The sequence below is a fragment of the Allobosea thiooxidans genome (genome assembly GCF_900168195.1).
Lineage (GTDB): Bacteria > Pseudomonadota > Alphaproteobacteria > Rhizobiales > Beijerinckiaceae > Allobosea > Allobosea thiooxidans.
Genome location: NZ_FUYX01000015.1, coordinates 52,205 through 70,640, shown reverse-complemented (window position 1 = coordinate 70,640; position 18,436 = coordinate 52,205). Strand labels below are relative to the sequence as shown.

At 68.7% G+C, this 18,436-nt stretch carries 18 protein-coding genes; 7 read left to right on the top strand and 11 right to left on the bottom strand.

Going from position 1 to position 18,436, the window contains the following annotated elements; genetic code table 11:
• The 8 genes from B5Y19_RS21700 to B5Y19_RS21665 form a co-directional block, all read right to left on the bottom strand.
• On the bottom strand, positions 1-711 hold the full coding sequence (locus B5Y19_RS21700; RefSeq protein ID WP_055728542.1) for an ABC transporter ATP-binding protein: 711 nt from the start codon (positions 709-711) through the stop codon (positions 1-3).
• Positions 708-1,439 carry an ABC transporter ATP-binding protein gene (locus B5Y19_RS21695; protein WP_176168689.1) on the bottom strand — a complete coding sequence of 244 codons (732 nt, stop codon included), beginning with the start codon at positions 1,437-1,439 and terminating at the stop codon, positions 708-710. Before B5Y19_RS21695 ends, B5Y19_RS21700 begins: the two co-directional genes overlap by 4 nt.
• The gene (locus B5Y19_RS21690) at positions 1,436-2,446 is read right to left on the bottom strand and encodes a branched-chain amino acid ABC transporter permease (protein ID WP_055728543.1); all 1,011 of its coding nucleotides are present in this window, start codon (positions 2,444-2,446) and stop codon (positions 1,436-1,438) included. Before B5Y19_RS21690 ends, B5Y19_RS21695 begins: the two co-directional genes overlap by 4 nt.
• Positions 2,446-3,321, bottom strand: coding sequence for a branched-chain amino acid ABC transporter permease (locus tag B5Y19_RS21685; protein ID WP_055728544.1), 876 nt, complete (start codon positions 3,319-3,321; stop codon positions 2,446-2,448). Before B5Y19_RS21685 ends, B5Y19_RS21690 begins: the two co-directional genes overlap by 1 nt.
• Positions 3,322-3,387: 66 nt before the next feature.
• Positions 3,388-4,608: an ABC transporter substrate-binding protein gene (locus tag B5Y19_RS21680; protein ID WP_055728545.1), complete on the bottom strand. Its 1,221-nt coding sequence runs from the start codon at positions 4,606-4,608 to the stop codon at positions 3,388-3,390.
• Between the two features lie 82 nt (positions 4,609-4,690).
• Positions 4,691-5,743, bottom strand: a complete 1,053-nt coding sequence (locus tag B5Y19_RS21675) for an alcohol dehydrogenase (RefSeq protein WP_055728546.1) — start codon at positions 5,741-5,743, stop codon at positions 4,691-4,693.
• Positions 5,744-5,759: 16 nt separating this feature from the next.
• Positions 5,760-6,530 carry an SDR family NAD(P)-dependent oxidoreductase gene (locus B5Y19_RS21670; RefSeq protein WP_055728547.1) on the bottom strand — a complete coding sequence of 257 codons (771 nt, stop codon included), beginning with the start codon at positions 6,528-6,530 and terminating at the stop codon, positions 5,760-5,762.
• Positions 6,531-6,549: 19 nt separating this feature from the next.
• Positions 6,550-8,073 (bottom strand): aldehyde dehydrogenase, encoded by a 1,524-nt coding sequence (locus tag B5Y19_RS21665; protein ID WP_244555677.1) that lies wholly within the window; start codon positions 8,071-8,073, stop codon positions 6,550-6,552.
• 263 nt (positions 8,074-8,336) lie between these two features.
• Here B5Y19_RS21665 and B5Y19_RS21660 point away from each other — a divergent pair, with 263 nt between their 5' ends.
• Genes B5Y19_RS21660 through B5Y19_RS21630 form a run of 7 tightly spaced genes read left to right on the top strand, consistent with a single transcriptional unit; the run spans position 8,337 to position 15,296 of the window.
• A complete protein-coding gene (locus tag B5Y19_RS21660; protein ID WP_055728548.1) occupies positions 8,337-9,560 on the top strand; it encodes a CaiB/BaiF CoA transferase family protein in 1,224 nt (407 codons plus the stop codon).
• A gap of 11 nt (positions 9,561-9,571) precedes the next feature.
• Entirely contained in the window at positions 9,572-10,738 is a 1,167-nt protein-coding gene (locus B5Y19_RS21655) for an acyl-CoA dehydrogenase family protein (protein ID WP_055728549.1), read from the top strand.
• Positions 10,739-11,992: an acetyl-CoA hydrolase/transferase family protein gene (locus B5Y19_RS21650; RefSeq protein ID WP_055728550.1), complete on the top strand. Its 1,254-nt coding sequence runs from the start codon at positions 10,739-10,741 to the stop codon at positions 11,990-11,992. It abuts the gene before it with no gap.
• Complete coding sequence (locus tag B5Y19_RS21645) at positions 11,989-13,191, top strand: CaiB/BaiF CoA transferase family protein (protein WP_055728551.1); 1,203 nt, start codon at positions 11,989-11,991, stop codon at positions 13,189-13,191. The genes B5Y19_RS21650 and B5Y19_RS21645 overlap by 4 nt, the downstream gene beginning before the upstream one ends.
• Positions 13,191-13,649 carry a MaoC family dehydratase gene (locus tag B5Y19_RS21640; RefSeq protein WP_055728552.1) on the top strand — a complete coding sequence of 153 codons (459 nt, stop codon included), beginning with the start codon at positions 13,191-13,193 and terminating at the stop codon, positions 13,647-13,649. Before B5Y19_RS21645 ends, B5Y19_RS21640 begins: the two co-directional genes overlap by 1 nt.
• Positions 13,649-14,509, top strand: a complete 861-nt coding sequence (locus B5Y19_RS21635; RefSeq protein WP_055728553.1) for an HpcH/HpaI aldolase/citrate lyase family protein — start codon at positions 13,649-13,651, stop codon at positions 14,507-14,509. Before B5Y19_RS21640 ends, B5Y19_RS21635 begins: the two co-directional genes overlap by 1 nt.
• Before the next feature lie 28 nt (positions 14,510-14,537).
• Positions 14,538-15,296: an IclR family transcriptional regulator gene (locus B5Y19_RS21630; protein ID WP_055728554.1), complete on the top strand. Its 759-nt coding sequence runs from the start codon at positions 14,538-14,540 to the stop codon at positions 15,294-15,296.
• A gap of 182 nt (positions 15,297-15,478) precedes the next feature.
• On the opposite strand, the gene B5Y19_RS21625 is transcribed toward B5Y19_RS21630, so the two are convergent.
• The 3 genes from B5Y19_RS21625 to B5Y19_RS21615 are packed head-to-tail and all read right to left on the bottom strand — an operon-like array spanning position 15,479 to position 18,402.
• Positions 15,479-16,156, bottom strand: a complete 678-nt coding sequence (locus tag B5Y19_RS21625; protein ID WP_055728555.1) for an ABC transporter ATP-binding protein — start codon at positions 16,154-16,156, stop codon at positions 15,479-15,481.
• Positions 16,153-17,400, bottom strand: a complete 1,248-nt coding sequence (locus tag B5Y19_RS21620; RefSeq protein ID WP_055728556.1) for an ABC transporter permease — start codon at positions 17,398-17,400, stop codon at positions 16,153-16,155. The genes B5Y19_RS21625 and B5Y19_RS21620 overlap by 4 nt, the downstream gene beginning before the upstream one ends.
• Before the next feature lie 3 nt (positions 17,401-17,403).
• Positions 17,404-18,402 carry an efflux RND transporter periplasmic adaptor subunit gene (locus tag B5Y19_RS21615; protein WP_055728557.1) on the bottom strand — a complete coding sequence of 333 codons (999 nt, stop codon included), beginning with the start codon at positions 18,400-18,402 and terminating at the stop codon, positions 17,404-17,406.
• Between the last annotated feature and the right edge of the window lie 34 nt (positions 18,403-18,436).

Below are 18,436 nucleotides of genomic sequence, written 5' to 3'. Positions count from 1 at the left end.
TCATTGTCCAAGATAGGCGGTGCGGACCTGTGGATGGTCGAGAAGCTCGGCGGCCGCGCCCTGCAGGACGACCTGCCCCTGGCGAAGGACATAGGCTTCATCGACGAAACGCAGGCTGAGCTGGACGTTCTGCTCGACCAGCAGCAGGCTGAGGCCCTCCCGGGTGAGCCTGCTCAGCACCTCGAAGATCTCTGCGACGACCTTCGGCGCGAGACCGATCGAGGGCTCGTCGAGCACGAGCAGGCGCGGACGGGTCATCAGCGCCCGGCCGATCGCGACCATCTGCTGCTCACCTCCCGAGAGCGTGCCTGCGCGCTGGCCGGCGCGTTCGCGCAAGCGCGGGAACAGCCCGTAGACCCGCTCGAGCCCCTGCTCGCGGTGCTCCTTCGCGGCGCCGAAAGTGCTGGCGGCGACGAGGTTCTCCCTCACCGTGCATTCCGGGAAGAGCATCCGCCCTTCCGGCACGGTGCCGATGCCCGCGCGTGTGCGGTCGGAGGCCTTCATGGCGCCGAGCGTGGTCCCGTCCCAGTCGATCGTGCCGGCCCGCGTCGGCAGCAGGCCGTTGATCGCCTTGACGATCGTGCTTTTCCCCGCGCCGTTGGAGCCGATCAGCGCGACGCGCCGGCCGCTCTCGATGGTCAGGTCGATGCCGCGGATGACGTTAGCCTTGCCGTATCCGGTGGCGACGCCTTGCAGGACGAGGCGGCTCACGACGCGGCACTCCCCAGATAGGCTTCCTGCACCTGGGCATCGTCCAGCACCGCGCGGGTTGCGCCGCTTGCCAGCATCTCGCCGAAATTGAGGACGATGGCGTTTCCGCAGAGTTCGCTGATGATCGGCACGGAATGCTCGACCATCATGATGGTGACGCCCTCCGCGTTGATCCGCCGGATCTGTTCGCAGAGCGCGGCCGCCTCCGTCGCGGTCAGGCCGGCCAGCATCTCGTCGAGCAGCAGCAGGCGCGGCTCCGTCGCGATGGCGCGCGCGATCTCGAGGCGGCGCATCTCCGCGACGCTGAGCCGCTCGGCGTCGAGATCGGCGAGATGCGCCATGCCGACCCGCCCCAAGGCCAGCCGGGCATGCTGCTCGGCGGCGGCGGACGCCGGGTGGCGGGCGAAGGCCGCGACCTTGACGTTCTCCAGCACGCTCATGCCGTGGAAGGGACGCACGATCTGGAACGTCCGGGCGAGGCCGAGCCGACAGATCTCGTGCGGGCGCAGGCCGTCGATGCGGCGCCCGTCGAGATGCACCGTGCCGGCCGACAGCGGAAGCAGCCCCGAGAGGCAGTTGAACAGGGTCGTCTTGCCGGCGCCGTTCGGCCCGATGATGCCGAAGATCTCACCGGGCATCACCGTGAAGCTGACATCGGAGACCGCCTTCAGCCCGCCGAACGACTTGCCGAGCCCCGCGACGGCGAGCAATGGCTGCGGCGCACTCATGACGCAGCCTCCACGGCAGGAGCCTGGTCGGCCGTGGCCCGCTTCTCCGCCGAGGGCCGCGCGAGGCGCGCGCCCAGCACGCCGCCCAGTCCCTGCGGCAGCAGCAGCGCCAGCACGATCATCAGCAGCGCGTAAGCGACGATGTTGATGCCGTGGAAACCGGAGCCGAGATAGGTTCGCAGCAGCTCGCCGGCCGGGATCAGCAGGGCTGCGCCGAGCAGCGGCCCCCAGAGCAAGCCGAGGCCGCCGATGATCCCGAAGACCAGCAGCTGGATCGAGAGCTCGACGCCCAGCGTCGAACGTGGGTCGACGAAGGCGAAGGTGTTGGCGAAGATCGCACCGCCGAGCGCTGTCAGCACGGCGCTGAGCGCGAAGACCAGCAGCTTGTAGCGCATCGCCGGGACGCCGAGGGCTTCGGCCGCCCCTTCGTTGTCGCGCAGCGCCCGCCAGTAATAGCCCGGCCGCGCCGTCAGGAACGCCTGGGAGAGGAAGAGCGTCAGCGCGAGGAAGGCGACGATGATCAGGCCATAGGGCCATTTGTGGTCGAACTGCAGATAGCGCAGCGCGTCGGGCGAGGAAGGCAACATCATGCCATCGGACCGGCCGAGCCAAAGCGTCGCCGAGACGAGCAGGAACGCCACTTCGCTGAAGGCGAGCGTGGCGATCGAGAAGAAATAGCCGCGCAGCCCGTAGCGGAAGCAGAGCAGGCCGATGCAAAGAGCGCTCGCGGCCGCCATAAGCATCGCGATCGGCCAGGTCGCGAGCGGGCCCAGCCCGAAACCGACCTGGCCATAGGCGACGGTGTAGGCGCCGATGCCGAAGAACAGCGAATGGCCCAGCGAGACCAGGCCGGTGAAGCCCGCCATCAGGTTCCAGGCGACGGCGACGGTGCCGATCAGCCCGACCATGATGAAGATCTCCATGAAATACGGATCGGCGAGCCCGACGCCGAATCCGGCGATCGCCAGCATCGTCGGCACCAGCGCGGGAAGGAAACGACGGAGCATCAGCGCGATCCCCCGGCCGGGACGAGGCCTTCCGGCCGCAGCAGCATGACCAGAATCAGCAGCGCGAAGGGCACAGCGGCGGCAACCGAGGCGGTCAGCCAGGAGGCGGCGATGCTCTCCGCGATGCCGACCAGCAGCGCGCCGATCAGCACGCCGCCGAAGGAGCCCATGCCGCCGACGATGACGATGACGAAGGCCTTCAGCGTGAAGAGCTGCCCGACATGCGGGTTGACGTAGAGCGCCGACACCATCAGCGGCCCGGCAATGCCGAGCGTGCCCAGGCCGATCGCCATCGCCCAGCGATAGGTGCCGCTGATGTCGATGCCCGAGAGGGCCGCCCCGTCGCGCGACTGCGAGACGACGCGCATGATCAGTCCGAGATCGGTCTTGCGCAGGACCAGATAGAACAGCCCGAGCAGGATGATCGAGGCCAGGGCGGCGATCGCCTGCGGCATCTGGATCAGCACCGGGCCGAGCCAGATGCTCGCCGTGGAACGCTCCTGCGTCACCAGCAGATTGTCGGCCTTGAAGGCAACGAGCGCGAGATATTGCAGCAACAGCGACAGGCCGAGCGTGACCGCCATCTGGTTGATCTCCGGCACCTTCAGCGCCGGGCGGATCAACCCGTCGAAGAGCAGGTAGCCCATCAGCATCAGCACGGGCGCGACCAGGAAGACCGCGAGGATCGGGTCGAGGCCCAGGAAGGTGAAGGCGAGATAGCCGCCATACATGGCGAGCATCAGAAACTCGCCATGGGCGAAATTGACGATGCGCATGACGCCGAAGACGAGCGTCAGCCCCACCGCGACGAGCGCGTAGATCGCCCCGTTGGTGAGCCCGCTGAGCAGGGCCTGGAGAAAGATGGTCGTCGACATGCGGCTCCTCGCGCGCCGCGCCTCTGCCTTGCGGCCAGGCGCGGCGGATCGTGACGGATCGGCCGGTCAGCCCTGGACGGGTGCCGGCGGGCGGGCGGCGACGGCTTCCGGCCAGACAGTGACGAACTTGCCTTCGATCGCCTGGACGATGACGCAGGTCGCCGGCGACTGCCCCTGCTCGTCGAAGGAGAGCACGGGGGCCGGCAGCACCGCGGCGGGGCCGTCCGTGATCTTCAGCGTGGTCAGCGCCTCGCGGATCGCGTTGCGATCGGTCGACTTGGCCGCGTCGGCAGCCAGCGCCAGCGCATAGGTCGCGACGAAGGCCTGGGCCTGGTTGCTGAGCGGCGTCTCGCCCGGATGCGCTTCCGCGAAGGCCTTCACGAAGGCCTGGCTCGCCGGCTTGTTCAGGTCGGGAGACCATTCGACGACGCCGAAGGTCCGGTCGCTGGGCTTGCCGGCGGCGAGGACCGTCTGGTTCACATGCGCGCCGCCGAAGCCGACATAGAGGGGGCGGAAACCCTGCGCGGCCAGCGCCCGCAGCAGCACGGTCGAGTCCTCGGCATAGGCACAGGTCAGCAGCCCGTCGGCACCGCTGGTGCGCAGCTTGGTGGCGATGGTGCTGAAGTCGGGCGTGCCGGTGCGGAAGGTCTCGTCCGTCAGGATCGGGTAGCCGCGCCCGGGCATGACCGAGGTGTAGTTGCTGCGGACGGCCTGGCCGGCCGGCCCGTCCTCGGTGGCGAGGGCGATCTTGCCGACCGAGATGCCCTTCGATTTCTGATAATCGAGGAAATCGGCGATGTAGCCGCCGAACCATTTTGCCTTCACCGCGGTCCGGAAGACATATTTCATGCCCTGCTCGGTCAGCGCGTCGTTGACGGCGCTGGTGATCATGAAGGGTGTGCGGTTGCGGTCGGCGATCTGCGCCGCGGGAATGGTCGTCGCCGACGCCCAGGCGCCCGTGAGCGCGCTCACCCGCTCGCGGCTGATCAGCCTCTCCGCTTCGGCGCGGGAGACCTCCGGCTTCGACTGGATGTCGGTGACCAGCAATTCGACCTTGGCGCCGCCGAGCGATTTGAGACCGCCCGATTCATTGATCATCTTGGCGGCCAGCTGATGCGCCTTGAGCATCCGGATGCCGTCGGAGGCGTGAACGCCGGTCGTCGGCACCAGCACGCCGATCTTCAAGGCTTCCGTCGCGGCGCGCCCGCGAGAGGGAACGATGGCGGGCATGGCGATCGCAGCCCCCATCAGAAGCGTCTGCCTGCGGTCGATCCTGAACTTCGTCATGGTCGTCTTCCCTCCCCTGGTGAATGCGGCGCGGGTTCTTCTGCCCGTGCCTGCTCCTGGTCGTCAGTTCATGGTCGCGGGCTCATGGACACAGCACCGCGCGGCCGACGAAGCGGCCCTCGCGCAGACCGACCAGGGCATCGTTGGCGCTGTCGAGCGGCAGCCGCGTTACCGGGATCGGCGCGATCTTGCCGGCACGAGCGAGCGCGACGAGCTCGCGCAGCTCGGCGAGGTTGCCGACGAGGCTGCCCTGGATGCGGGCGGCCTTCATCGGGATGAGCGGCAGCGACCACGGCGCCGTGCCCCCGAACAGCCCGACGATCACCAGCGTCCCGCCCTTGGCGAGCGCGTCGAAGCCGAGAGCCGCCGATTTTTCGTTGCCCACGAGATCGACCACCGATTGGGCGGGGCCGCCGAGTGCCTCGGCGATCTGCGCCAGCGCATCGGGCGCGGCCCCGTCGACCGCAGCGATCGCTCCCGCTTCCAGGGCGGATCGGCGCTTGGCCGGATCGAGATCGACCAGCACGGCGCCGACGCCGCCGAGCGCGCGCAGGATCTGAATGCACATCAGCCCGAGCCCGCCGGCGCCGATGACCAGAACGGGCTGGCGCTCGATCTGGTCGCCGAGCTTCTTCAGGGCGCTGTAGGTGGTGACGCCGGAGCAGGCGAGAGGGGCAACCTGCGCCGGATCCAGGTCGCCGATCGGCAGGAGGTAGCGCGCATCCGGCACGCGCAGATATTCGGCATAGCCGCCATCGCGATGCACACCGAGATAGCCAGCCTTGGCGCAGTAGTTCTCGAAACCGTCCCGGCAGGTCTGGCACTGGCCGCAGCCGATCCAGGGATAGGCGAGGCAGCGTTCGCCGAGAGCGACGCCTTCGGCCTCCGGCCCGAGCGCGACGACCTCGCCGACCGTTTCGTGCCCCATGGTGATCGGCAGCGCGACGCCGCGATCCCGCAGCGAGAGCTTGCGCCCGGCGCCGAGATCATAGCCGCCCTCCCAGAGATGGATGTCGCTGTGGCAGACTCCGGCCGCCTTGACCCTGATCACGACCTCGCGGCCGGCCGGCACCGGCTGCGGCTTCTCGGCCGCCGCCAGCGGTGCGCCGAACTCCTCGATGCAGAAGAACCGCATATCCCCTCCCTGGCGCCTAGCGGGCCGTGAATCCGCCATCGACCGGCAAGGCGACGCCGGTCACGAAGGACGCGTCGTCGGACGCCAGCCAGAGCGCGGCATGGGCGATTTCATCCGGGCGGCAGAGTCGTCCGAGCGGCACGGCCGCAAGCAGCTTCCTCTCGTTCGCCGCCGCCTCGGCCGGGTCGCCGGATCGGCTGGTGAAGTTGAAGGCCATCGGCGTGTCGGTGAGGCCCGGGCAGATCACGTTCACCCGGACCCTGTCGGGCGCGAATGTCTGCGCCAGCGACTTGGTCAACCCGACGACGGCGAACTTGGCGGCCGAGTAGACCGGGCTGAACATCGAGCCGACGAGCCCGGAGACCGAGGCGGTGAAGATCAGCGAGCCGCTGCCGCGCTTGCGCATGTGCTTGATGACCTCGCCCGCCGCCAGCGCCGCCGAGTCGACATTCAGCGCCATCGCCCGGTCATAGGCAGGCAGGTCGAGGTCCTCGATGCCGGCGGGGCCGGGAATGCCGGCATGGGCCCACATGACATCGATGCCGCCCAGGCGCGCCGCCGCCTCGTGAACGGAGGAGCGCATCACCTCCTGGCGGGAGAGATCGGCCTGCAAGGTCTCGACGCTCTGCCCCCTCGCCTTCGCTTCCGCCGCGAGTTGCGCCAGAGCCTCGGCATTGACGTCGATGGCGACGACCTTTGCTCCCTCGCGCAGGAACAGCTCGACGCCGGCCTTTCCCATCCCCGATGCCGCGGCGGTGATGACGGCAAGCTTGCCTGCGAGACGCATGGTCGTTCCCTCCGATGGATTACTGGGCATAAGCGTCGGGAAACTGCCCGGTCGTGCTGACGACCGTGGTCCGCGTTTCCAGGAAGTTGTCGAGCGCCTCGAGCCCGTTCTCCCGTCCCCAGCCGCTGGCCTTGAACCCGCCATAGGGCGTCGACCAGCGGATGTAGCGATAGGTGTTGACCCAGACGATGCCGGCCTGGATGCGCGCCGAGACGCGGTGCGCCCGCCCGACATCGCGGGTCCAGAGGCCAGCTGTCAGCCCATAGGTCGTGTCGTTGGCGATCGCGACCGCCTCCTCCTCGCCCGAGAAGGGGATCAGCGCGGCAACCGGACCGAAGATCTCCTCCCGGGCGATCCGCATCTCGTTGGCGACATTGGCGAAGACGGTCGGGGCGACGAAGTAGCCGTTCGCAAGCGGCCCGTCCGTCAGCCGCCCGCCGCCGGCGATCAGCTCGGCCCCCTCGGACCGGCCGATCTTGATGTAGGAGAGCGTCTTGTCGAGCTGCTCGGCATGCGCCTGCGGCCCCATATGCGTCGTCTCGTCGAGCGGCATGCCGACGCGGACCTTCCGCGCGCGCTCGGCGAAGGCGGCCACCACGCGGTCGTAGATCGGCCGCTCGACCAGGACCCGCGAGCCGAGCGCGCAGCTCTGGCCGCAGACGGCCCAGGCCGAGGACGTCGCGGCGTTGACGGCCTGATCGACGTCGGCGTCCGCGAAGATGATGTGCGGCGCTTTGCCGCCGAGCTCGAACGAGAAGCGCTTCAGATTGTCCGCGCCGTTGCGCAGGATCGTCTTGGCCGTACGCCCCTCGCCGGTAAAGGCGATCTTGTCGACGCCCGGATGGGCGACGAGGCGGGCGCCGGCGTCGCGCCCGTAGCCCGGCACGACATTGAAGACGCCGGGCGGAAAGCCGGCCTTCTCGATCAGCCGGGCCAATTCCAGCGCAGTGACCGGTGTCTGCTCGGCCGGCTTCAGCACGACGGTGCAGCCTGCCGCGAGCGCCGGCGCAACCTTCCAGGTCGTCGTCAGCATCGGCGCGTTCCACGGCGTGATCGCCCCGACGACGCCGACCGGAACGCGCGTGGTGAAGCAATGCACCGTATCGTCCATCGGGATGGTGCGGCCGGAAATCTTGTCGGCAAGCGACGCGAACCACTGGTACCAATGATGGTGCGCGCCGAGATCGGCGCGTGCCTCGCGGATCGCACGGCCCGAATCCCGCGACTCCAGCACGGCCATCTCGCCCGCATGCTCGCGATAGAGATCGGCGAGGCGACGGAGCAAGGCCGCCCTCTCCCAACCAGGCATACGGCGCCACGGCCCTTCGAAGGCCTCGCGCGCCGCCGCGACGGCGCGGTCGATGTCGCGCGGGCCGCCGAAGCCGACCTCCGCCCAGGGCAGGCCGGTGGCGGGATCGATGCTTTCAACGAGACCGCCATCGAGCGGAGCAACCCATTCGCCCCCGACGAAGAGACGATCGTAGCGGACCAGCGATCCTGCCGGCGCCCGCAGCTCCGATTGAGGGTCCAACGCGATGGCCACGAGCACCTCCGGTTCATGGGTCGGATAAATCTGTACACAGTGATGAATTTGAGTGTCAACCGCACACATGCATCGCCGAAAAAATTCAAAACCCCGCTATTTCATTGAAAAATATTGTGAAATTGGCCTCGCACCACCTGCACTTAAATCTCGCATCGCACCAAATCGATGCGGCAACGCAGCATTAATCGCATCTTCTCTGGACAAATAATCCCTGTATATGAATATCTGCATCGGCCAGTCACGGCCTGAAAGGAAGAGGCATGGGTCCGCTCGAAGGCACCAAGATCATCGACATGACGTCGGTCCTGATGGGGCCCTATGCGACGCAGATGCTGGGCGACATGGGCGCCGACGTGATCAAGGTCGAGGCGCCGGACGGCGACGTCACCCGCCAGATCGCACCGTCTCGAAATCCAGGCATGGGCGCGATCTACCTCAACGCCAACCGCAACAAGCGCAGCATCTGCCTCGACCTGAAGCAGGATGCCGGCCGGCAGGCCCTGCTGAAGCTGGCGGCCGATGCGGACGTGCTGGTCTACAACATCCGCCCGCAGGCGATGCGCCGGCTGGGCCTCGGCTACGAAACGCTGGCCGCGATCAATCCGCGCCTCGTCTATGCCGGGCTCTTCGGCTTCGGGCAGGATGGCCCCTATGCCGCCAGGCCGGCCTATGACGACCTGATCCAGGGCGCCTCGGTGATGTCCGCCCTGATCGCCAAAGCCGGCGACGGCACGCCGCGCTACGTTCCTTCCGCAGTCGCCGATCGGGTGGTGGGCCTGGCCGCGGTCGGCGCGATCTGCGCCACGCTGGTGAATCGGGACCGCACCGGCCTCGGCCAGCAGGTCGACATTCCGATGTTCGAGACCATGGTCGGCTTCGTGCTGGGCGACCATCTCGGCGGCCTTACCTTCGAGCCGCCGATCGGCGGCGGAGGCTATCCCCGCCAGCTCTCGCCGGATCGCCGGCCCTACCGCACCAGCGACGGCTATGTCTGCGCCCTGATCTACACCGACAAGCAGTGGACGAGCTTCCTGACGGCGATCGGCCAGGCGGACCTGCCGCAGCGCGACCCGCGTTTTGCGAGTTTCGCCAATCGGATCGCCGCCATCGACCATGTCTATGGCGAGCTCGGACGCATCTTCACGCAGCGCAGCACGGCGGAGTGGCTGGACCTGCTGGAGCGCGCCGACATCCCGTCGATGCCCATGCACGATTTCGACAGCGTGCTCAGCGACCCGCATCTGGAGAAGACCGGCTTCTTCCAGCCCGTCGACCACCCCACCGAGGGGCGTCTGCGGATGATGCGGCTCGCCGCCTCCTGGTCCCGCACGCCCAGCGAGATCCGGCGCCTGCCGCCGCGCAAGGGGCAGGACGGCGTCGCGATCCTGCGCGAGGCTGGCTTCTCGGAGCGAGAGATCGAGGACCTGGCGGCGCGGCGCGCGCTGCTGGCGCCGGAACGCACCCCGGACATGGCGGAAAGCTGAGGAACGAGCAGATGGATTTCAGGCTGAGTGACGACCAGGAAGCGATCCGCGAGGCGATCACCGCGATCTGCAAGCGCTTCGGCGACGACTACTGGCTGAAGCGCGACCGCGAGGGCGGCTTCCCGGAGGATTTCTACGCAGCCTTCGCTGAGGCCGGCTGGCTCGGCATCTGCATACCCGAGGAATATGGCGGTTCCGGGCTCGGCATCACCGAGGCCGCGATCATGATGCGCGCGATCGCGGAATCAGGCGCCGGCATGTCGGGCGCATCCTGCCTGCACATCAATATCTTCGGCCTGAACCCCGTGCTCGTCCACGGCACCGCGGAGCAGAAGCGGCGGATGCTGCCGCCCATGGTCCAGGGCAAGGAGAAGGCCTGCTTCGCCGTCACCGAGCCGAACACCGGCCTCAACACGACGCAGCTCAAGACCCGCGCGGTCCGCAAGGGCGACCGCTATGTCGTCGACGGGCAGAAGGTCTGGATCTCGACCGCCCAGGTCGCCGACAAGATCCTGCTGCTCGCGCGCACCACGCCGCTGGAGGAGGTGAAGAAGCCGACCCACGGCCTGAGCCTGTTCTACACCGATTTCGACCGCAGCCGGATCAAGGTGCACGAGATCGAGAAGATGGGCCGCAAGGTCGTCGACTCGAACGAGCTCTTCATCGAGGGTTTCGAGATCCCGGTCGAAGACCGCATCGGCGAGGAAGGGCGCGGCTTCGAATACATCCTGCACGGGATGAACCCGGAGCGCGTGCTGATCGCCTCGGAGGCGATCGGCCTCGGCCAGCTCGCTCTCGCCCGCGCGACGGCCTATGCCAAGGAACGCGTCGTCTTCAACCGCCCGATCGGCCAGAACCAGGCGATCCAGCATCCGCTCGCCCGCAACTGGATGCAGCTCGAGGCCGCCTGGCTGATGGTGATGCGCGCGGCCTGGGAGTATGATTCCGGCCTGCCCTGCGGCGCCAGCGCCAATGCCGCCAAATATCTCGCCGGCGAAGCGGGCTTCGATGCCTGCCAGCAGGCGGTGATGACCCATGGCGGCTTCGGCTATGCCAAGGAATTCCATGTCGAGCGCTATCTGCGCGAAGTGATGATCCCGCGCATCGCGCCGATCAGCCCGCAGCTCGTGCTCTGCTTCATCGCCGAGAAGGTGCTCGGCCTGCCGAAGTCCTACTGAATGCGCCGGATCGAGGCAGGGGCGCTGGATCTGGCCGCGTTCATCAGGCCCGGTGATCGGGTTCTGTGCGGCCAGGTTTCCGCGGAGCCGCAGACGCTCGCCGCCGCGTTGCCCGCGGCGCTCGGCGCGGCCGGGCCGTTCGAGACCTTCCTCGGCACCGTGACCTCGACCAGCTTCGATGCGGCACCGGCGGAAATGCGGTTCGCCGGCTATGGCGCAATGGGCCGGGCGAGCCGGCTCGCCCGGCGCAGGCAGCTCGACGTCTGGCCGCTTCACTACGGCGCGCTCGAGGCCGGCTTCGCGTCGGGACGCATCCGGGCCGACGTCGTGCTCCTCCAGCTTGCGGCAGGGCCGGGCGGCCTGTGCGCGACGCTCGCCAACGACTACGTCCTCGCCGCGGCCCGCCAAGCACGCTGCGTCATCGCCGAGGTGAGCAGCCGCGCGCCCTGGTGCGTCGGGGCGGAAATCGCCCCCGGCCTGCGCGTCGATGCGCTCGTCGAGACGGAACGCGAGCCGGTCTCCTCTCCCGCGACCGCCGCAGGAGAGGTCGAGCGCGCGATCGCAGGCCATGTCGCGGCGCTGGTGCCCGACGGCGCGACCATCCAGATCGGCATCGGCGCCATCCCAGATGCGATCCTCGACGGCTTCGCGGATCATCGCGAGCTCGGCATCCATTCCGGCGTCTTCGGCGACCGGATGGCGGAGCTGATCGCGGGCGGCGTCTTCACCGATGCCCGCAAAACCGTCGATCGCGGGCAGGCCGTCGCCAATGTCGTCGTCGGATCGCGGCGTGCCTTCGACATGCTCGACCGCAACGACGCCATCCGGCTGCGCCCCGCCGCCCATACCCACGCCCATTCCGTTCTCGCGCGACAGGAGCGGATGACCGCCATCAACGCTGCGATCGAGGTCGACCTGTCCGGCCAGATCAATGCCGAAACCGCCGATGGGGCCCCTGTCGGCGGCGCTGGCGGGATGTGCGACTTCATCCGCGGAGCAAGGGCATCGCAGGGCGGCCGCGCCATCGTCGCCCTGCGTGCCACCGATCGGACCGGGAAGGTCTCGCGGATCGTGCCCCGGGTTGCGACGGTCACGGTCGCCCGCACCGACGCCGACACGATCGTGACCGAGTACGGCATCGCCGAGCTCGCCCATCGCAGCGACGCCGAACGGGCTCGTGCCCTGATCGCGATCGCGGCACCGCAGCATCGCGAGATGCTGGAGCGCAGCCTGTGCGAAGGAGATACCCGATGACTGTGGCTCGCGGCGGCCCGCTCGCAGGCGTCAAGGTGGTCGAGATCGCCGGCATCGGCCCGGCCCCGATGGCGGCCATGCTGCTCTCCGATCTCGGCGCCGACGTCATCATCATCGACAGGCTGGAGCCGAGCGGACTCGGCATCGAGAAGCCGACCCGGTTCGACGTCACCCGTCGCGGGCGCCGTTCGGTCGCTCTCGACCTGAAGCGGCCGGAAGCGATCGCCTGCGCGCTTGAACTCATCGATCAGGCCGACGCGCTGATCGAAGGTTTCCGGCCCGGAACCATGGAGCGCCTCGGGCTGGGGCCGGAGATCTGCCTGGTGCGCAATCCGCGGCTGGTCTACGGACGCGTCACCGGCTGGGGGCAGGACGGCCCGCTCGCCAAGGCCGCCGGCCACGACCTCAACTACATCGCGCTGTCCGGTGCGCTCTCCGCGATCGGCCGCGCCGGCCAGGCTCCGAGCGTGCCGCTCAACCTGATCGGCGATTATGGCGGCGGTGCCATGCTGCTCGCCTTCGGCATCGTCTGCGCCCTGCTCGAAGCCGGCCGCTCCGGCAAGGGCCAGGTCGTCGACGCCGCCATGGTCGAGGGCAGCGCGACGCTGATGGCAAGCCTCTTCGGCCTTGCGGCCGCCGGCATCCACAGGCCCGAGCGGGGCACGAACCTGCTCGATTCAGGCGCGCCGCATTACGAGACCTACGCTTGCGCCGATGGCGGATGGATCGCCATCGCCCCGATCGAGAAGAAGTTTCGGGACGACTTGCTGCGCCGGATCGGCTTCGACCCGGCCGGCTTCCCCGATGTCGACGACCGCGCGTCCTGGCCGCATGCCCGCGAGCTGCTGCGCCGGCGCTTCGCCGAGCGCAGCCGCGCGGCATGGTGCGAGGTGCTCGAAGGCACGGATGCCTGCTTCGCACCCGTGCTCAGCCTCGCCGAGGCACCGGAGCACGACCAGGCGAAGGCGCGGGCGAGCTTCGTCGTCATCGACGGCGTCGTGCAGCCCGCGCCGCAGCCGCGTTTCAGCCGAACGCCTCCCGCCGCTCCGACGGCGGCGCGGGCACCCGGCATGGGCGGGCGGGCCGCTCTGGCGGAGTGGGGCCTGCCCACCGCCCTGATCGATCGATTGCAGGCCGCCGGCGCCCTCCGCGCCGCGGCCGATATCCCCGAAGCGAATGGAACCGCAGGAGCACGATGATGGCCGGACGTTACTTCGAGGAGTTCGAGGTCGGGCAGACCTTCGAACATGCCTATACCCGAACGGTCACCGAGCAGGACAACATCAGCTTCAGCCTGATGACGCTGAACCCGCAACCGCTCCATATCGACGCCGATTTCGCGAGCCGGACCGAATGGGGCCAGCCACTGTTCAACAGCCTCTACACGCTCGGCATCATGATCGGGATGAGCGTTTCGGACACGACGCTCGGCACCACGATCGGCAATCTCGGCATGAGCGACGTGCGCTTCCCGAAGCCGGTCTTCCACGGCGACACCCTGCGCTCCCGGACGAAGGTCCTCGCCAAACGCGAGAGCAAGTCGCGCCCGGCGGCCGGGCTCGTCGAATTCGAGCATGAATGCCTGAACCAGCGCGGCGAGGTCGTGGCAATGTGCCGGCGCATGGCCATGATGCACCGGCGCAAGGCGGCTGCCTGATGCGCAGCCTCCTCTTCGTTCCCGGCGACAGCGCCAGGAAATTCGCCCGCGCCAGCGAATGCGGCGCCGACGCGCTGATCCTCGACCTCGAAGATTCCGTCGCGCGCGACGCCAAGGAGACCGCGCGCCGCGAGACGGCGACGATGCTGCAGGCTCCGCGGGGGCCCCAGAAGCTGCTCGTCCGCATCAACGCCTTCGATACGGGCCTCAGCGCCGTCGACCTCGCAGCCGTGATGCCGCACCGGCCGGACGGCATCGTCCTGCCGAAATGCGACGGCCCGGCGCAGGTCCAGCGCCTGGCGCACATGCTCGACGCGCTCGAAGCCGCCTGCGGGATCGAAGCCGGCCGCACGCTCATCCTCGCCATCGTCACCGAGACGACCGCATCGCTCTTCACCCTCGGCGGCTATCGCGGCTGCTCCGAGCGGCTCTGGGGGATGATGTGGGGCGCGGAAGATCTGGCCGCCTCCTTCGGCGCCACCTCCAACCGCGACGCGCACGGCGTACTGCCGCCCTATCAGCTTGCGCGGAACCTCTGCCTCGCCGGCGCGGCGGCGGCCGGCGTCGTCGCCGTGGACACGGTCGCCACCGCGATCGACGATCTCGCCGCCGTGGAGCAGGAGGCGCGGGATGCGCGGCGCGACGGCTTCATGGCCAAGGGCGTGATCCATCCGAAACATGTCGGACCGGTCAATCTGGCGTTCAGGCCGAGCGAACAGGAGATCGCCTGGGCGCGCCGCATCACCGAGGCATTTGGCAATCAGGCCGATCTCGGCGTAGTGAAAATCGACGGTCAGATGATCGACAAGCCGCATCTGCGGGCTGCCGAGCGCATTCTGGCGTCGCTCTCCCCGTCCTAGTCGCGATCGAGGCGCAGCAGGAAGAAGCATGCAGGTCAAGCAGGCGGCCAACGTTCTGGAGCTTCTCGAGTTCTTCGCCCGCCGGCAGCGCCCGGCGACTCTCGCCGAGCTCTCGGACGAGCTCGGCTGGCCGCGCTCCAGCACCTTCAACCTGATCGGTACCCTCGCGGAGAAGGGCTATCTCTACGAGCCGAGGGCGCGGGGCGGCTATTATCCCAGCCCGCGCTGGCTTGCCATGGCGCAGGCGGTATCGAAGGCGGAGCCGCTGCCGGAAGCCGCCCTCCAGCTCGTTGCGGAGATCGCCGAGGAGACGGGCGAAACCACGGCGATCGGCGCGCCCGCGAGCACGCATGCGATCTTCATCCATGTCGTCGAATCGAAGGCGCCGATCCGGTATTTCGCGCGCGTGGGCCATCGCCTGCCGATCCACGCCAGTTCGACGGGCCGCGCCATCCTCGCCCAATATGCCCCGGCGGAGCGCCAGGCGCTGTATCGCAAGCTCAGCTTCGAGCGCTATTCGGCAACGACGCCGATGAGCATCGAAGCGGTCGAGGCAGAGATCAGGCGCTCCGCCGCCCGCGGCTATCATTTCAGCAATGGCGACTTCAGCCCCGATCTCGTCGGCGTCGCATTCCCCCTCCCCGTCCATCACCGGCGGCTCTCGATCGTCGTCGCCGGCCCGCAATTCCGCTGTCTCGACAAGACCGCCGTGATCGCGGAGACGATAAGGCTCGCCATCGCGCGCTTTGCCGGAGACCTGTCGGCCGATCACGAGCCGATCGCCTGAGTGGCGGCCGGTTCGTCCCCTTCTGCATGATGACATGCGGAAGATCCGTCGATGTCGCGGCTGAAGGCGCGATCACCGCGCCATGATCGACGTCCGCAGCATCGAGACCTTCTTCTCGGCGGCCGCGCTCGCCTGCGCCATGGCGGCTCAGGCCCGCCGTGCGGCGTTCCTGCGATAGGTTCTCAGCTCCGGGCCAGCCGACCGTCGACCAGATGGATGCGCCGGCTCGCCTTCGCCGCCATGTCGGTGTCGTGCGTCACGGCGACGACCGTCTTGCCGCGCTCGCGCACCAGCGCGTCGAGGATGGTGAAGACCTGCTCGGAATTCCGGCTGTCGAGGCTGCCGGTCGGCTCATCGGCGAGGATCAGCGGCGGGTCGTTGGCGAGTGCACGGGCGACAGCGACGCGCTGGCGCTGGCCGCCGGAGAGCTGGTCGGGCCGCTTGTCGAGATGGTCAGCCAGGCCGAGCGCCGTCAGCAGCTCCGTCGAGCGCTCGCGCATCGCGACAGTTCCGAGACGGCCGAGGCGGCGCATCGGAATCTCGACATTCTCCCGCACCGTGAATTCGGGCAGCAGGAAGTGGAACTGGAAGACGAAGCCGAGCGTCGCCAGCCGGATGCCGGCGCGCTCGCGCTCGGTCAGCCCGGCCATGTCCCGGCCCTCGATGGCGAGCGTGCCGCCGGTCGGCTTGTCGAGCAGCCCGAGCAGATAGAGCAGCGAGGACTTGCCGGAGCCGGAAGGGCCGGTGATCGCGACGAACTCGCCCGCGCCGATCGCCAGCGAGATGTCCTGGACCAGCGTCACCGGCACGGCGGCGGGCAATATGCGGGTGAGCTCCGTGGTCTCGATCAGCGCGCTCATGTCGCGCCTCGGATGATGTCGACCGGGTTGAGCCGCGCCGCCTGCCGCGCCGGCAGGTAGCCGGCGACGCCGGCCGAGACCAGCGCGAAGCCGGCGGCGATCAGGTAGTGCCAGAAGCTCCAGGCCAGAGGCAGGCGGGTAATCTCCTGCGCCACCGCGGCGCCCGACAATTCAAAGCGGACAAGGGAGAGCGCGAAGCACAGGCCGAGCCCGACCGCCCAGCCGACCAGCGAGCCGCCGGCGCCCAGCGCCAGGCCCTCGAGCAGGAACAGGCGGCGCATATCGGTCTCGGTGAAGCCGAGCGACTTCAGGATGGCGATGTCGCGCGCCTTCTCATGGGTGATGGTAGAGATGATGTTGAAGATGCCGAAGCCGGCGACGAGCAGGATCGCGCCGACGACGGTGTACATGATGACGTTGCGGATCACGAAGGCCTGGAGCAGCGATTCGTTCGCCTCCTGCCAGGCCACCGCCTTGTAGCCGAGCTGGGCCTCGGCTCGGCGCGCCACCTGTGGCGCGGCGTTGGGATCGTCGAGCCTCAGCCTGATCTCGTTGATCGCGTTCGGGCGCTCGCTCAGGATCTGGGCATTCTTGAGCAGGACATAGCCCTCGCCCTCGTCGCGGGCGGTGGTGCCGGTGTGGAACAGCCCGACGATCTTGAAGGCCCGGCTCTGGCCGGTCGAGGAGATCACCGTCACCGTGGTGCCGAGTTCGGCGCCGAGGCGCTGGGCCAGCCGGTCGCCGACGACGATGTTGTTGCCGCCGGCGATCAACGAAGTGAAGCTGCCCTGGCGAAAATCCTTGACCAGCGAGGAGACGCGCATCTCGGCCTGCGGCTCAATGCCGATGATGGCGATGCCGACATCGCGCCCGGAATAGCGCACCACGCCCTGCGTCTTCAGGCTGAGCGCGAGCCGCCCCGGCACCCAGGCGCGCAACATCGCCGTCGCCTCGGTCGGGTTGAGGATGCCGCGCCGGTCGTCCTTCGGCCGCAGGCCGGCAATCTCGACGGCCGAGAAAGCATCCTGCGCCGGCTGGCGGCGGGCGCTGCGATATTCGTCGGTTATGTCGACATGCGGCATGGTGTCGACGAGGCGCGCGACGAAATCATCCTCGCCGCCCTGCATCAGCGAGGCCATCGCGATCGAGAAGCCGACGCCAAGGGCGACGCCGATGATCGCGACCAGGGTCTGCCGGCCGCGTCCGCGGATATGGGTCAAGGCGAGGGCGAGGATCAGCCGCACGGCTCAGCCGCCTTGCGGTACGACGCGTGCGCCATCCGCGAGCTTGTCGGGAAAGGGCGTGAGCACGCGCACCTGATCGGGCAGACCCGAGAGCACCTCGACATCGTCCGTGCCGCGAATGCCGATGGCCAGCTCGCGGCGGCGGGCGCGATCGCCTTCGAGGATGAAGACAGCGTTGCCCTGCACGGCTGCGACCGGCAGCAGCAGCGCCTCGCGCGCCACCCGCGCGACGATGTTGAGCTCGGCGGTCATGCCGATCAGCAGCGGCGTGTCGTCCGGCAGGGCGAGATAGACGCGATAGGTCTTGGCGACGGGATCCCCCTTTGGCGTGACGCTGTCGACGGTCGCCTCCAGCGTCCGGCCCGGAAAGGCATCGGCCCGGACCAGGACGCGCTGCCCGGGCTTGACCTGCGGGATATCCTCCTCGTTGACCTCGGCGACGACGCGCAACGGCCTGGCCTCGCCGATCCAGAACAGCACAGTGCCGGGCTCGGCGATCTCGCCGACCTCGCCATCGCGGCGCAGCACGGTGCCGCGCATCGGGGCGCGCAGCACGTAGTTCTCCAGGCGCGCGGTCTGGCCGGCGATCAGCGCGGATGACTGCCCCATCTCGCTGCGCGCCCGGTCGAGCGCCTGCTGGCTCATCACATTGCGCTCGACCAGGACCGCAAGCCGGTCATGCTCGGCGGTGGCGAGCTTCTGACGCGCCTTGAGCTCGGCCAAGGTCGCCTCGGCCTGGGCGCTGTCGAGCCGTGCGAGGATCTGCCCCTGCTCCACGCGTTGCCCTTCGCAGTCGCAGCGCTCGACGATGCGCTCGCGCACCAGGGCCGTGACCTTGGCCCAGATCCGCGGTTCGACCGTGCCGGTGGCGTAGACGATCTCCGCCGCATCACCGCGCTTCGGCACGACGGTCGCGACCGCGGGCGGCCTGGCCAGGAACCAGTAGGCCCCGCCGGCGAGGACAAGGACAGGAACAAGAAGAGCAAGGCGAGCGAACTTCACGGCATCCCCCGAAGGAGGCGGCGCGGCGGCATCC